This is a genomic window from Mycobacterium persicum (assembly GCF_002086675.1).
GTDB classification, from domain to species: domain Bacteria; phylum Actinomycetota; class Actinomycetes; order Mycobacteriales; family Mycobacteriaceae; genus Mycobacterium; species Mycobacterium persicum.
On record NZ_MVIF01000066.1, the window covers coordinates 19,129 to 33,267 of the forward strand.

10 protein-coding genes are annotated in these 14,139 nt (G+C 67.2%); 7 read left to right on the plus strand and 3 right to left on the minus strand.

The window, feature by feature from the left end; all coding sequences use genetic code 11:
- Window positions 1–27 precede the first annotated feature (27 nt).
- From mfd to BST40_RS18690, 7 genes are all read left to right on the plus strand, one after another.
- Window positions 28–3,750 (plus strand): transcription-repair coupling factor, encoded by a 3,723-nt coding sequence (gene mfd, locus BST40_RS18660; protein WP_083155075.1) that lies wholly within the window; start codon window positions 28–30, stop codon window positions 3,748–3,750.
- The gene (locus BST40_RS18665; RefSeq protein WP_075549256.1) at window positions 3,747–4,769 is read left to right on the plus strand and encodes a nucleoside triphosphate pyrophosphohydrolase; all 1,023 of its coding nucleotides are present in this window, start codon (window positions 3,747–3,749) and stop codon (window positions 4,767–4,769) included. Before mfd ends, BST40_RS18665 begins: the two co-directional genes overlap by 4 nt.
- Window positions 4,770–5,066: 297 nt before the next feature.
- A complete protein-coding gene (locus BST40_RS18670; protein WP_075549257.1) occupies window positions 5,067–5,807 on the plus strand; it encodes a lytic transglycosylase domain-containing protein in 741 nt (246 codons plus the stop codon).
- Between the two features lie 80 nt (window positions 5,808–5,887).
- Complete coding sequence (gene eno, locus BST40_RS18675; RefSeq protein WP_083155076.1) at window positions 5,888–7,177, plus strand: phosphopyruvate hydratase; 1,290 nt, start codon at window positions 5,888–5,890, stop codon at window positions 7,175–7,177.
- Between the two features lie 34 nt (window positions 7,178–7,211).
- The gene (locus BST40_RS18680) at window positions 7,212–7,886 is read left to right on the plus strand and encodes an FtsB family cell division protein (RefSeq protein WP_075549259.1); all 675 of its coding nucleotides are present in this window, start codon (window positions 7,212–7,214) and stop codon (window positions 7,884–7,886) included.
- Entirely contained in the window at window positions 7,879–8,370 is a 492-nt protein-coding gene (locus BST40_RS18685; protein ID WP_083155078.1) for a DUF501 domain-containing protein, read from the plus strand. Before BST40_RS18680 ends, BST40_RS18685 begins: the two co-directional genes overlap by 8 nt.
- Window positions 8,367–9,326: a Ppx/GppA phosphatase family protein gene (locus BST40_RS18690; protein WP_075549261.1), complete on the plus strand. Its 960-nt coding sequence runs from the start codon at window positions 8,367–8,369 to the stop codon at window positions 9,324–9,326. Before BST40_RS18685 ends, BST40_RS18690 begins: the two co-directional genes overlap by 4 nt.
- 1,116 nt (window positions 9,327–10,442) lie before the next feature.
- On the opposite strand, the gene BST40_RS18700 is transcribed toward BST40_RS18690, so the two are convergent.
- The 3 genes from BST40_RS18700 to BST40_RS18710 form a co-directional block, all read right to left on the minus strand.
- Entirely contained in the window at window positions 10,443–11,123 is a 681-nt protein-coding gene (locus BST40_RS18700; RefSeq protein WP_083155080.1) for a response regulator, read from the minus strand.
- Window positions 11,120–13,702, minus strand: coding sequence for a sensor histidine kinase (locus BST40_RS18705; RefSeq protein ID WP_240316684.1), 2,583 nt, complete (start codon window positions 13,700–13,702; stop codon window positions 11,120–11,122). Before BST40_RS18705 ends, BST40_RS18700 begins: the two co-directional genes overlap by 4 nt.
- Window positions 13,690–14,139 (minus strand): potassium-transporting ATPase subunit C (locus tag BST40_RS18710; protein ID WP_142276759.1); only part of this gene is annotated, 450 nt, incomplete at its 5' end. The genes BST40_RS18705 and BST40_RS18710, both read right to left, overlap by 13 nt.

A 14,139-nucleotide genomic window follows, 5' to 3' on the forward strand; every position in this document is an offset into this window, starting at 1 on the left:
ACAGCTGCGCCCTAGAATGGCCGCATCATGACCGCACCGGGGGCTGCTAGCCCAGATACCCCGATCGCGGGGCTCGTCGAATTGGCGCTGGCCGCGCCAACCTTCCAACAGCTGATTGCGCGCGCCTCCGATCGACCCGACGAATTAACCCTGGTAGGGCCGGCCAGTTCGCGCCTGTTCGTCGCCAGCGCACTGGCGCGGCAGGGTCCGCTGCTGGTGGTCACCGCCACCGGCCGCGAGGCCGACGACTTGACCGCGGAACTACAGGGTGTTTTCGGCGGCACGGTCGCGGTGTTTCCGTCGTGGGAGACGCTGCCGCATGAACGGCTCTCACCGGGCGTCGACACGGTCGGTGCTCGCCTGCTGGTGCTGCGCCGGCTGGCCCATCCCGACGACGCCACGCTGGGCCCGCCGTTGCGGGTGGTGGTGACTGCGGTGCGCTCACTGCTGCAGCCGATGACGCCGCAGCTCGGGCGGCAGGAGCCGGTCACCTTGAGGGTGGGGCAGGAGATCGGCTTCGACGACGTGATCGCCCGGCTGGTCGAATTGGCCTATACCAGGGTGGACATGGTTGGCCGGCGCGGCGAGTTCGCCGTCCGCGGCGGGATACTCGACATCTTCGCCCCGACGGCCGAGCATCCGGTGCGTGTCGAATTCTGGGGCGACAAGATCACCGAAATGCGGATGTTCTCGGTCGCCGACCAGCGCTCCATTCCGGAAATTGAGGTCGACACGCTCGTGGCGGTCGCCTGCCGTGAGCTGCTGCTGACCGACGACGTGCGGGCGCGGGCCGCCGAACTGGCCGCGCAGCATCCGGCCGCCGGAGACGCCGTCGCCGGCAGCGTCTCCGACATGCTGGCCAAGCTGGCCGAGGGCATTCCGGTCGACGGGATGGAGGCGCTGCTGCCGGTGCTGCATCCCACGGAAGGCGCGGCAGAGGGGGCCCATGCGTTGCTGACCGACCAGCTGGCCGAGGGCACCCCGGTGTTGTTGTGCGACCCGGAGAAAATCCGGACCCGGGCGGCCGACCTGATCAAGACCGGGCGGGAATTCCTAGAGGCGGCGTGGTCGGTAGCCGCACTTGGCGCCGGTCCGGAAAATCAGGCACCCGTTGACATCGAGCTACTGGGTGGATCAGGCTTCGCCGAGCTGGACGAGGTGCGCAGCGCGGCGACCCGATCGGGTCATCCGTGGTGGACGTTGAGCCAGTTGTCCGACGAGTCGGCGCTCGAGCTGGACGTCCGGCCATCGCCGTCGGCGCGCGGGCATCAGCGGGATATCGACGCCATCTTTGCGATGCTGCGCGGGCACGTCGCGGCCGGCGGGTATGCCCTGATGGTCGCGCCCGGGACCGGCACCGCGCACCGGGTGGTGGAGCGGCTGACCGAAACCGACATCCCCGCGACCATGCTCGAGCCCGGTGCCGCACCCAAACTCGGCCTGGTCGGTGTCTTCAAGGGTCCGCTGCGGGACGGCATCGTGGTACCGGGCGTGGTATCCGGCGCCGACCTGGTTGTGATCACCGAAGCAGATCTGACCGGTAGCCGGGTCAGCGCCGCCGAGGGCAAGCGGTTGGCCGCCAAGCGGCGTAACACCGTGGACCCGCTGGCGCTGACGGCCGGCGATCTGGTGGTGCACGATCAGCATGGCATCGGCCGGTTCGTCGAGATGGTCGAACGCACCGTCGGCGGCGCCCGCCGCGAGTACCTGGTGCTGGAGTACGCCTCGGCGAAACGGGGTGGTGGATCAGACAAGCTCTATGTCCCGATGGATTCGCTGGATCAGCTGTCGCGGTATGTCGGCGGCCAGGCGCCGGCGCTGAGCCGGCTGGGCGGTAGTGACTGGGCCAACACCAAAACCAAGGCACGACGAGCGGTGCGTGAGATCGCCGGCGAGCTGGTCTCGCTGTACGCCAAACGGCAGTCCAGCCCCGGGCATGCGTTCGCGCCGGACACGCCGTGGCAGGCCGAGATGGAGGACGCGTTCGGCTTCACCGAGACCGTCGACCAGCTCACCGCGATCCAAGAGGTCAAGGGCGACATGGAAAAGCCGATCCCGATGGACCGGGTGATCTGCGGCGATGTCGGCTACGGCAAGACCGAGATCGCGGTTCGGGCGGCGTTCAAAGCCGTCCAGGACGGTAAGCAGGTGGCGGTGCTAGTACCCACCACGCTGCTGGCCGACCAGCATCTGCAAACCTTCGCGCAGCGAATGTCCGGATTCCCGGTCACCGTCAAGGGTTTGTCGCGGTTCACCGACGCCGCCGAGTCCCGTGCGGTGATCGAGGGCTTGGCCGACGGGTCGGTGGACATCGTGATCGGCACCCACCGACTGCTGCAGACCGGGGTGCGCTGGAAGGATCTCGGCCTTGTGGTGGTCGACGAGGAGCAGCGGTTCGGCGTCGAGCACAAGGAGCACATCAAGTCGCTGCGCACCCACGTCGATGTGTTGACCATGAGCGCCACCCCGATTCCGCGGACGCTGGAGATGAGTCTGGCCGGGATCCGCGAGATGTCGACGATCCTGACCCCGCCCGAAGAGCGCTATCCGGTGCTGACCTACGTCGGCCCGCACGACGACAAGCAGGTCGCGGCGGCGTTGCGGCGGGAGCTGCTGCGCGACGGGCAGGCGTTCTACGTGCACAACCGGGTCAGCTCCATCGACCGGGCCGCGGCCCATGTCCGCGAGCTGGTGCCCGAGGCCCGGGTGGTGGTCGCGCACGGGCAGATGCCCGAAGACCTGCTGGAACGCACCGTGCAGGGCTTCTGGAACCGCGAACACGACATCCTGGTGTGCACGACGATCGTGGAGACCGGCCTGGATATCTCCAACGCCAACACCCTCATCGTCGAGCGCGCTGACACCTTCGGCCTGTCGCAGCTGCATCAGCTGCGGGGTCGGGTGGGGCGCAGCCGGGAGCGCGGCTATGCCTATTTCCTCTATCCGCCGCAGGCGCCGCTGACCGAGACGGCCTATGACCGGCTGGCCACCATCGCGCAGAACAACGAACTGGGCGCGGGCATGGCGGTGGCCTTGAAGGACCTCGAGATCCGCGGGGCCGGCAACGTGTTGGGCGTCGAGCAGTCCGGGCACGTCGCCGGCGTCGGGTTCGACCTGTACGTGCGGCTGGTCGGCGAGGCCGTTGAAGCCTACCGAGCAGCAGTCGATGGTCAGACGGTAACCACTGCCGAGGAGCCGAAGGACGTGCGCATCGACCTGCCGGTCGATGCGCATCTGCCGCCGGACTACATCGGCAGCGACCGCCTGCGTTTGGAGGCCTACCGGCGGCTGGCCGCCGCCGCATCAGACGGCGAGGTCGCGGCCGTTGTGGAGGAGCTCAACGACCGCTACGGGCCGCTACCCGAACCCGCCCGGCGGCTGGTGGCAGTCGCGCGGCTGCGGCTGCTGTGTCGCGGCTCCGGCATCACCGAAGTGTCGGCGCCGTCGGCGGCGACGGTGCGACTGTCGCCGCTGAACCTGCTGGACTCCGCGCAGGTTCGGCTCAAGCGGATGTACCCGGGGGCGCATTACCGCGCGACCACGGCCACCGTGCAGGTCCCGATTCCGCGCGCCGGCGGGGTCACCAGTTTGGGTAGCGCGCCGCGGATAAGAGACGTGGAATTGGTGCAGATGGTGGCCGACCTGGTGACGGCGTTGGCGGGTAAACCCCAGAAAGATATTGGTATAACGAGTCCGTCCGGCGACGATACGAGGCGCCCCGTGTCGAGTAAGGAGCGACGAGCGCGATGATTGTCGTCCTGGTCGACCCACGCCGCCCGTCGCTGGTGCCGGTCGAAGCCATCGAGTTGCTCAGCGGCGCGGTGCAATACACCGAGGAGATGCCGGTCGCGGTGCCGTGGTCGCTGCCCGACGCGCACCCGGTGCACATGGGAGACGACGCGCCGGTGCTGTTGTCGTCGGACCCCAATCATCCGGCCGTGGTGGCACGACTGGCCGGCGGAGCGCGACTGATTTCGGCACCCGATCGCCAGCGCGGGGAACGACTGCTCGACGCCGTGTCCATCATGGACAGACTTCGCACCGACGGACCGTGGGAAAGCGAGCAGACTCACAACTCGTTGCGCCGCTACCTGTTGGAGGAGACCTACGAGCTGCTCGACGCGGTGCACCGCGGCGATGTGAACCAGCTGCGCGAGGAACTCGGCGACTTACTGCTGCAGGTGCTGTTCCATGCCCGCATCGCCGAAGACGCGGCACTGCTCCCGTTCACCATCGACGACGTCGCCGACACGCTGATCCGCAAGCTGGCCAATCGCGCGCCGGGAGTTCTTGCCGGACAAGAGATTTCGCTTCAGGAACAGATGAGCCAGTGGGAAGAACGCAAGGCGGCCGAAAAGTCCCGGAACTCTGTCTTGGACGATGTCCATACCGGTCAGCCGGCATTAGCGTTGGCGCAGAAGGTTATTCAGCGTGTCAGCAAGGCGGGACTACCTCCGCGACTGATCCCGTCCGGCATCACCTCGATCACTGTTTCGGCGGAGGTCGATGCGGAAAACTCCTTGCGTGCAGCGATTTTGGATTTTGTCGATAAGGTCCGCAGCGCCGAGAAAGCGATTGCGGCCGCGCGCCGTGACGACAGCGTTGCCGAGGAACTCGACGTGACACCCATCGGCACCATCACCGCAGAAGAGTGGTTGGCCCACTGGCCCGGACCGACGGACGACGTGCTGGAAACCAGCCCCCAAGCCGACCCGGCAGCGGGTAAGGAATCCCGCGGCGGCCCGAAGAAACGCAAAGGTAGGCGGTAGCACCCGGGAACGGCAAGCGATCATCCCGAAGTTTGCGACAGATGCGTTTGCTGCCAACAGAAACGGGAACAGCGATAGCCAAACACGCTCACAGCTAACCGATATCTAGGCGATAACAACGCTATGCCGGTGTGCTGAGCCGCAAATCGGAACGGCCACGATCGCAACCCGTGGGACGATGATCATGACTAAATCGACAGCAGACCGGAACAGGACGTAAGGAGAGCGGCAGCCAGGGCCCGAGCGCAGCCCGCAGCGGAGCCCAGGAGGAGCCCGGAGGAGCCACGAAGGAGCAGTGTGACGCCGAGACGGTGGTTGCGCGCGGTCGCCGTGATAGGGGCGACCGCGATGCTGTTGGCGTCCAGTTGCACCTGGCAGCTCAGCTTGTTCATTCCCGACGGTGTGCCGCCGCCGCCGGGCGATCCCGTCCCGCCGGTGGACACCTACGCCAGCGGCCGGCCCGCCGATCAGTTGCGAGAGTGGGCCGAGCAGCGAGCCCCCGCGCTGGAAATGCCGGTCATCGCTCTCGAGGCCTACGCCTACGCCGCGCGCGTCGCGGAGGTCGAGAACCCCAAGTGTCACATCGCGTGGACCACCCTGGCGGGTATCGGGCAGGTGGAAAGTCACAACGGCACCTATCACGGCGCAACCATCGCGCCCAACGGGGACGTGACCCCGCCCATTCGCGGTGTTCGCCTCGACGGCACCGGCGGCACGCTGCGCATCGTGGACAGCGACCACGGCAGCATCGACGGCGCTTCCGACGGAGACGGGGTGCAGCGCGCGATGGGGCCGATGCAGTTCATCGCCGAGACCTGGCGGCTCTACGGGGTCGATGCCAACAACGACGGCATTGTCAGCCCCGACAACATCGACGATGCCGCGCTCTCGGCGGCAGGTTACTTGTGCTGGCGCGGAAAGGATCTCGCGACGCCGCGCGGCTGGATCACCGCGTTGCGCGCCTACAACAACTCCGGTGTTTACGCCCGGGCGGTGCGGGACTGGGCGACCGCTTACGCGGCGGGTCACCCGCTGTAGCAGGATAAAGCGCCGAGCCAGGCTTTACGCTAATGGGCGGTCCGGGACCATAAGAGAACCACAGCGCAAAGGAGAATCCAGTGCCGATTATCGAGCAGGTCGGGGCCCGCGAGATTCTGGATTCTCGCGGCAACCCGACGGTCGAGGTCGAGGTGGCTCTGATGGACGGCACCTTCGCCCGCGCCGCGGTGCCCTCGGGCGCATCGACGGGCGAGCACGAGGCCGTCGAACTGCGCGACGGCGGCGACCGCTACGGCGGTAAGGGGGTCAAGAAGGCAGTCCAAGCGGTACTCGATGAAATCGGCCCGGCTGTCATCGGCCTCAACGCCGACGACCAGCGGCTGGTCGACCAGGCGCTGGTCGACCTGGACGGCACGCCCGACAAATCCCGGCTGGGCGGCAATGCGATCCTCGGTGTCTCGCTGGCCGTTGCCAAGGCCGCCGCCGAATCGGCGGAATTGCCGTTGTTCCGCTACATCGGCGGCCCCAACGCCCACATCCTGCCGGTGCCCATGATGAACATCCTCAACGGCGGCGCACACGCCGACACCGCCGTCGACATCCAGGAGTTCATGGTGGCCCCGATCGGCGCGCCGAGCTTCGCCGAGGCGCTGCGGTGGGGCGCCGAGGTGTACCACGCGCTCAAGTCGGTGCTGAAGAAGGAGGGACTGTCCACCGGTCTGGGCGATGAAGGCGGTTTTGCCCCGGACGTGGCCGGCACCACCGCGGCGCTGGACCTGATCAGCCGGGCCATCGAGGCGGCGGGCTTCCAGCTCGGCTCGGACGTGGCCCTGGCACTCGACGCCGCGGCCACCGAGTTCTACACCGACGGCACCGGTTACTCCTTCGAGGGTTCGACGCGCACGGCCGAGCAGATGGTCGAGTTCTACGCCGGACTGTTGGCTTCCTACCCCCTGGTGTCCATCGAAGACCCGCTGTCCGAAGACGACTGGGATGGCTGGGCCGCGCTGACGGCATCGATCGGCGAGCGGGTACAGATCGTCGGCGACGACATCTTCGTCACCAACCCCGAGCGACTCGAAGAGGGCATCGAACGCGGCGTGGCAAATGCGTTGCTGGTCAAGGTGAATCAAATCGGCACGCTGACCGAGACACTCGACGCGGTGGCGCTGGCTCACCACAGCGGATACCGCACGATGATGAGCCACCGCAGCGGCGAGACCGAGGACACCATGATCGCGGACCTGGCGGTGGCGGTGGGCAGCGGACAAATCAAGACCGGCGCACCGGCCCGCAGTGAACGCGTCGCCAAGTACAACCAGCTGTTGCGGATCGAAGACACCCTCGGCGACGCCGCCCGGTACGCCGGCGACCTGGCCTTTCCCCGATACCTTGGGGACCAAAAATAGGTTGGCCGCCAACCTCAGGCGCGGCTGAAACGACATGCCCGACGCGAAACGACCCGATTCGAAACGCCGCTCCCCGGCTTCGCGGCCAGGGAAGGCCGGCGACACGTTCCGGGCCCGTCGCTCAGCGTCGCCGTCCCGGCCCGCGCCGTCGCCGGCCACCGGCCAAAGCGCCCGCACCCTGCGTGAGCATGTCGTCGAACCCATCAATCGCTCGTTCACCGAATCGATGGAACAGCGATCCGATCAGCGGCTGGGGTTCACCGCCCGGCGGGCGGCGGTGCTGGCCGCGGTGGTGTGTGTGCTGACGCTGACCATAGCCGGGCCGGTACGCACCTACTTCGCGCAGCGCACCGAGATGGAACAACTGTCCGCGACGGAAGCCGCGCTGCGTCGCCAGATCGCCGACCTGGAACGGCAGAAAAACCAGCTCGCTGACCCGGCCTATATCGCGGCCCAGGCTCGCGAGCGTCTCGGGTTCGTGATGCCCGGCGACATCCCGTTTCAGGTCCAGCTTCCGCCGACGGCGGCGGTGTCGCCGCAGCCTGGCGGTGATGCGCCGACCCCGGCCATGAACGAGCCCTGGTACACCTCGCTGTGGCACACCATCGCCGATGCGCCACACCTGCCGCCGGTCGCCGCCCCGCAGCCCACACCCGAGCCCGGTCCGCCCGGTGCGGTGCCGCCCAACCCGACGGCGCCCGGTGGTTGACCGGGCCGACCTTCAGGTGGTGGCGCGCCAGCTCGGGCGGGAGCCCCGCGGCGTGCTCGAGGTGGCTTACCGCTGCCCCAACGGTGAACCCGGCGTGGTGAAAACTGCCCCGAAACTGCCTGACGGCACGCCGTTTCCGACGTTGTACTACCTGACGCATCCGACGCTGACGGCGGCGGCGAGCAGGCTGGAGACCACCGGGCTCATGCGTGAGATGACCCATCGGCTCCGGCGTGACCCCGACCTGGCTGCGGCGTATCGGCGGGCGCACGAGGCGTATCTGGCCGAGCGTGATGCCATCGAACCGCTGGGGACGGCGGTGTCGGCGGGAGGAATGCCCGACCGGGTGAAGTGCCTGCACGTGCTGATCGCGCATGCACTGGCCAAGGGTCCCGGGGTGAATCCACTCGGCGATGAGGTGGTGGCGCTGTTGGCCGCCGAACCGGCGGCAGCCGATTTGATTGTGGGGGGGCGGTGGCGATGAGCGGATCGAAACGAAGAATCGCGGCGATCGATTGCGGTACCAATTCGATTCGGCTGTTGATCGCCGAGGTGACCGGCGCCCGGCTGCACGAGGTGCATCGCGAAACGCGGATTGTCCGGCTGGGTCAGGGAGTTGACGCGACCGGCGAGTTGGCCCGCGATGCTATCGCGCGGACCCGCGCAGCGTTGATCGACTATGCCGCATTGCTGCGGCTGCACGGTGTCGAGCGGGTGCGAATGGTTGCCACGTCGGCCACCCGCGACGCCGCCAATCGCGACGCTTTTTTCGCGATGACGGCCGAGGTGCTGGGCGCCGTGATCCCTGGCTCGATGGCGGAAGTGATCAGCGGCGCCGAGGAGGCCGAGCTGTCGTTTCGCGGTGCGGTCGGCGAATTAGACAACGCCGGTGCGCCTTTCGTGGTCGTGGACTTGGGGGGTGGCTCCACCGAGATTGTGCTGGGCAAGACCGATGACGAGGTGGTCGCGAGTTACTCGGCTGACATCGGCTGCGTCCGGTTGACGGAGCGCTGTTTGCACTCCGACCCCCCGACGGCGCGGGAGGTCGCCGCGGCCCGAAAGGTGGTGCGGGAGCGGTTGGCAGTCGCGTTGCAAGTGGTGCCCGTCGAGTCGGCTCGGACCTGGGTCGGTCTGGCCGGGACAATGACGACGCTGTCCGCGTTGGCTCACCGCTTGACGGCCTATGACGCTGCGGCCATTCACCTTTCGCGGGTGCCGGGCGATGAGTTGTTGATCGTGTGCGAGCGGCTGGTGAAGATGGCTCGTAAGGAGCGCGCCGCGCTGCCGCCGATGCACGAGGGCCGGGTGGACGTGATCGCCGGCGGGGCGATTGTGGTCGAGGAGTTGGCTCGCGAGTTGCGCGACCGGGCCGGCATCGACGAGCTGACCGTCAGTGAGCACGACATCCTGGACGGTATCGTGCTGTCACTGTCCAGATGAGCCACATCTGTCGCAGAAGTCACTGCGCGACAGGGGGCGCTCTTTGTGGCCACCTCACTCGGAAATTTGTGGTGACCACGAATGCTGCTGGCCCACGATGTCTACTTGCGCAGCCTTGATGTCTGACGCTGTTTTCGGCACGCCTCAACTCTGTTTTCCGCACTTGTGATGGTGGGCTTTCGGGGATATCGCACGTGCTCACCGAATCGGCTGTCATGCCGTCGCATCGAGTGTGCTGTGGCGGCTTTGACTGTGTATGGAGGGCGGTAACCGCCGCGAACGGCCGCCCTGACGGCACGCTCGGCGCCACCAGCACACACTCGGCGCCGCCAGCGCCACCAGCACGCGATTTCCATCTCCCCATCCCGGGGCGCCGCCCCACGACCGCTCATAGCGACAACTCCGGTCATACCGGCATGCGACGGTTCGGCAATGAACATCATGTTCGCGGAATCTAGCTTCGCTACGTGCTGACCATGCAGCTGTCCCAACACGGACCGGCGACCATCGCCGAAGTGCTCGATGCGCTTGCCTGGCATGGATTTCCGGTGCGCGGCAGGGCATCCAAGGCCGTCTCGGACGCGTCGGGCTGGGAGATTGCACGCGGCCGGGTTCGCCGACTCGGCCGGGGCCGGCACGGCCCGTCGCACGACGCGTGCTGGCGTTGCGGGCCTCGGCCCGGGCACCGGCGAAGTCGCTATCAGCGTTGAGGGGGCTACGCCCCGGTGTGAAGAGAAAGGTCTTGGGCTACTGCGGTTGGGTCGCCCTGACGGCACAGTCGGCGCCGAGTGCGCGCTGATGGCGCCGACTGTGCCGTCAGGGCGGCCAATCGCAAATGTTCCCGCCCTACATGCATAGTCAAAGCCGTCAGTGCACACTCGATAAGGCGGCAGGTCAGCTGATTCGGTGAGCACGTGTGATATCCCCCGAACACCTTCCATCACAAGCGGTTTGAGCGACAGCAACGGTATCGGTGTGCCGAAAACAGAGCCAGCCATCCGAGGCTGCGCAAGGAGACATCGTTGACCAGCCGCATTCGTGGTCACCTCGAATTTTCGATTAAGCTGGGCAAATAGAGGATCACCCCGGACAGGGGCTCCCTGTGGCGGCTGGGACTCAGGCCTCGAAGCGGTAACCCATTCCGGACTCGGTCAACAGATGCTTGGGATGCGACGGGTCGTCTTCCAGTTTTCGCCGCAGCTGCGCCAGATACACACGCAGGTAATGCGTTTCGGTGGCATACGCGGGTCCCCAGACCTCCTTGAGCAATTCCTCGCGGCCGATCAGCTTGCCCCGGTTGCGGACCAGGACCTCGAGCATGCCCCACTCGGTCGGGGTCAGATGCACTTCGGCACCGTTCTTGGTGACCTTCTTCGCCGCCAAATCGACGGTGAACGCGTCAGTTTCGACAACCGGCTGATCCACCTCCGACGCCGCGGCGTTGCGGCGCACCGCCGCGCGCAACCTGGCCAGAAACTCGTCCATCCCAAAGGGCTTCGTGACGTAGTCGTCGGCACCCGCGTCCAGGGCCTCGACCTTGTCGGAAGAATCGGTGCGCGCCGACAACACGATCACCGGAGCCGACAGCCAGCCGCGGAGACCCGCCAGCACGTCGATGCCCGAGATGTCGGGCAGGCCGAGGTCGAGGATCACCACGTCGGGCGGATGTTCGGCGGCGGCGCGCAGCGCCCCGGCGCCGGTAGAGGCGGTGATCACCTCGTAGCCGCGCACGGTCAGATTGATACGCAGCGCCCGCAGGATGTGCGGCTCGTCGTCGATCACCAGCACGCGGGTCATCGGTCACCGTTTTCCGGCGGGGCGGCCAGGTCGACCACGACGGTCAGACCACCTCCCGGGGTATCTCCGGCGGCGACGGTGCCGCCCATGGCTTCGACGAAACCGCGGGCCACCGACATTCCCAGCCCGACTCCGGTGGTGTTGTCGTTATCACCCAGGCGTTGAAAGGGTTCGAAGATCTGGCTCTGGGTGCCCGGCGGCACCCCGGGTCCCTCGTCGATGACGTTGATCAGCACGCGATCTCCCACCCGGCCGGCGTTGACCCGCACGACGCAGTCCGGCGCATAGCGCAGCGCGTTGTCGATCAAGTTGGCCAAGACCCGTTCCAGCAGGCCCGCGTCGGCCATCACCACGGCGCCGCCGACGTCGACCTTGACGCGGTCGATCGCCGATCGGTAGAAGCCGGTGGCACCCATGCCGATACTCACCAGCGCGCGCTGCACCACTTCCTCCAAATACACCCGCTGTAGGTCCGGGCGCAGCACGCCGGCGGCCAGCCGCGAGGAATCAAGCAGGTTTCCGACCAGCGCGGTGAGCGCGTCGATGGATTCTTCGATGGTGGCCAGCAATTCGGCGGTGTCGGTCGGGGAGAACGCGATATCGTGCGCGCGCAAGCTGGACGCCGCGACCTTGGCCGCCGCCAGCGGGGTGCGCAGGTCATGGCTGACCGCCGACAGCAGCGAGCGCCGCAGCTCGTCGGCGCGCACGATCGCCTCGGTCCGGCTGGCCTCTTCGGCCATCTCCCGCTGTCTGACCAGACCCGCGGCTTGTCGCGCCACCGCGTTGAGTACCCGGCGATCCCGCGCCGACAGCTTTTTCCCGGCCATCAGCATCCAGAACTCGTCGTCTCCGACCTCGATCGCGGTGTCGGCGGAATCGACTGTGGTGCAGGGGTCTTTGCCGACGGAGGCCACCACCTCACTGAAGGTACGGTCCTCCTCGGCGCGTTCGCGTAACATGCTGACCGCGCGTTGGGAATAGGTCTCCCGCACTCGTTCCAGCAGTGTGTCCAGGTCCGCGCCGCGCAGCACCGATCCGGCGAACAAGGTCAGCAGCTCGGCCTCCTGGGCGGCGCGGCGGGCTTCCCGGGCCCGGTTGGCCGCACCGTCGACCAGCACCGCGACCGCGACCGCGACCAGCAGCAGGACCGCCTCGGTGACGGCCGCGGAAGGTTCGGCGATGGTGAACGTGTGCCGCGGATCGGTCAGGTAATAGTTCAGCAGCAGGCTGGACAACACCGCCGAAAGCACCGCCGGGGCAACGCCTCCCAGCAGCGCCACCACGAGGACTCCGACGAAGAACAGCGCGCTTTCGCCGCTGGTATCCAGATAGCGGTCCAGCACGGCCACGGTGATCGCGCAGATCATGGAGGGAACGATGACGGCCGCCAGCCAGGACGCCACCCGTCGTCCGCGGGGCGCGACCGGGGCGGTTCGCAGGCCGCGCTTGGATTCCTCATGGGTGACCAGGTGCACGTCGATCTTGCCGGACCGCTCGACGATGGCCTGGCCGATACCGTCCTCCAACAGACGCGCCCATCGAGTCCGGCGCGAGGTCCCGATCACCAGCTGGGTGGCGTTGATTTCCCGGGCGAAATCCAGCAGGGCGTCGGCGACGTCGTCACCGACCACGGTATGCAGCGAGGCGTCAAGGCTGCCGGCGAGTTCGCGGATCTTGCTCATCCGCGCCTCCGACAGACCCGCCAGCCCGTCACCGCGGATGACGTGTACCACCATCAGCTCGGCACTGGATTTCGACGCGATCCGCGACGCGCGCCGCACCAACGTCTCCGACTCCGGACCGCCGGTAACGGCCACGACGACGCGTTCGCGCGCTTCCCACAGGTCGGTGATCTTGTTCTCCGCGCGGTACTTGGCCAGCGCGGTGTCCACCTGGTCGGCCAGCCACAGCAGCGCCAGTTCTCTTAGCGCGGTGAGGTTTCCGCGGCGGAAGTAGTTGGACAACGCCGCGTCGATCTTGTCGGAAGCATAGACATTGCCGTGGGACAGCCTGCGGCGCAACGCCTCCGGTGTGATGTCGATGAGCTCCACCTGTGCTGCCTGCCGCACGACGGAATCCGGCACGGTCTCCTGCTGTTGGATGCCGGTAATCTGGGCGACGACGTCGTTGAGGCTTTCCAGATGCTGAATGTTCACCGTGGAGATGACGGTGATCCCGGCATCGAGCAACTCCTCGACATCCTGCCAGCGTTTGTGGTTTTTGCTGCCCGGGGTATTGGTGTGAGCCAGTTCGTCGACCAGGACCACCTGGGGATGGCGCGCCAGCACGGCGGGCACGTCGAGTTCGGGGAACATGGTGCCGCGGTACTCGACGTAGTGCGGTGGAATGATTTCGATGCCGTCAAGCAGCACAGCGGTTTTCGTGCGTCCGTGGGTTTCGACCACGGCCGCCACCAGGTCGGTGCCGCGTTCCAGCCGGCGGTGCGCTTCGCCGAGCATCGCGTAGGTCTTGCCGACTCCCGGCGCCGCCCCCAGATAGATGCGGAGTTCTCCGCGTTTGCGAGGAGGTTCGACGGCGCTCACCCAACCATCATCCACCCGCAACGCTAGACCGGGTATCTGCGGTCGAGTTCCAGGTTCAGCCGCAGCACATTGACGCACGCCTGGCCGAAGATGCCGAGGGCGGGGCCGCTTTCCGTCTGCTCCACCACCGCCCGTATCTGATCCTGGCTGGCATGGCGCGCCCTGGCCACCCGGGGAATCTGCAGTTCGGCGTAGACGGGAGAGATATCCGGATCCAGCCCGCTACCGCTGGCCGTCACGGCATCGGGCGGAACCTGCGGGTCCTCGGGAGCCGCGCCGCGGATCGGCACGATCTGGCCGAGCGAGTAGTTCTCACCGAACGTCGCGCAGTGGACCGGCACGCCCTCATAGCGGTCCAAAAACGGCCGCCTGTCGGCGGCGCACGGCTCGTTGACGCTGACGACTCGGACTGGGCGCGAGACATTGCCGCGCGGGTCGCGCGGACCGATCACCGACAGCACGGCTCCGACACC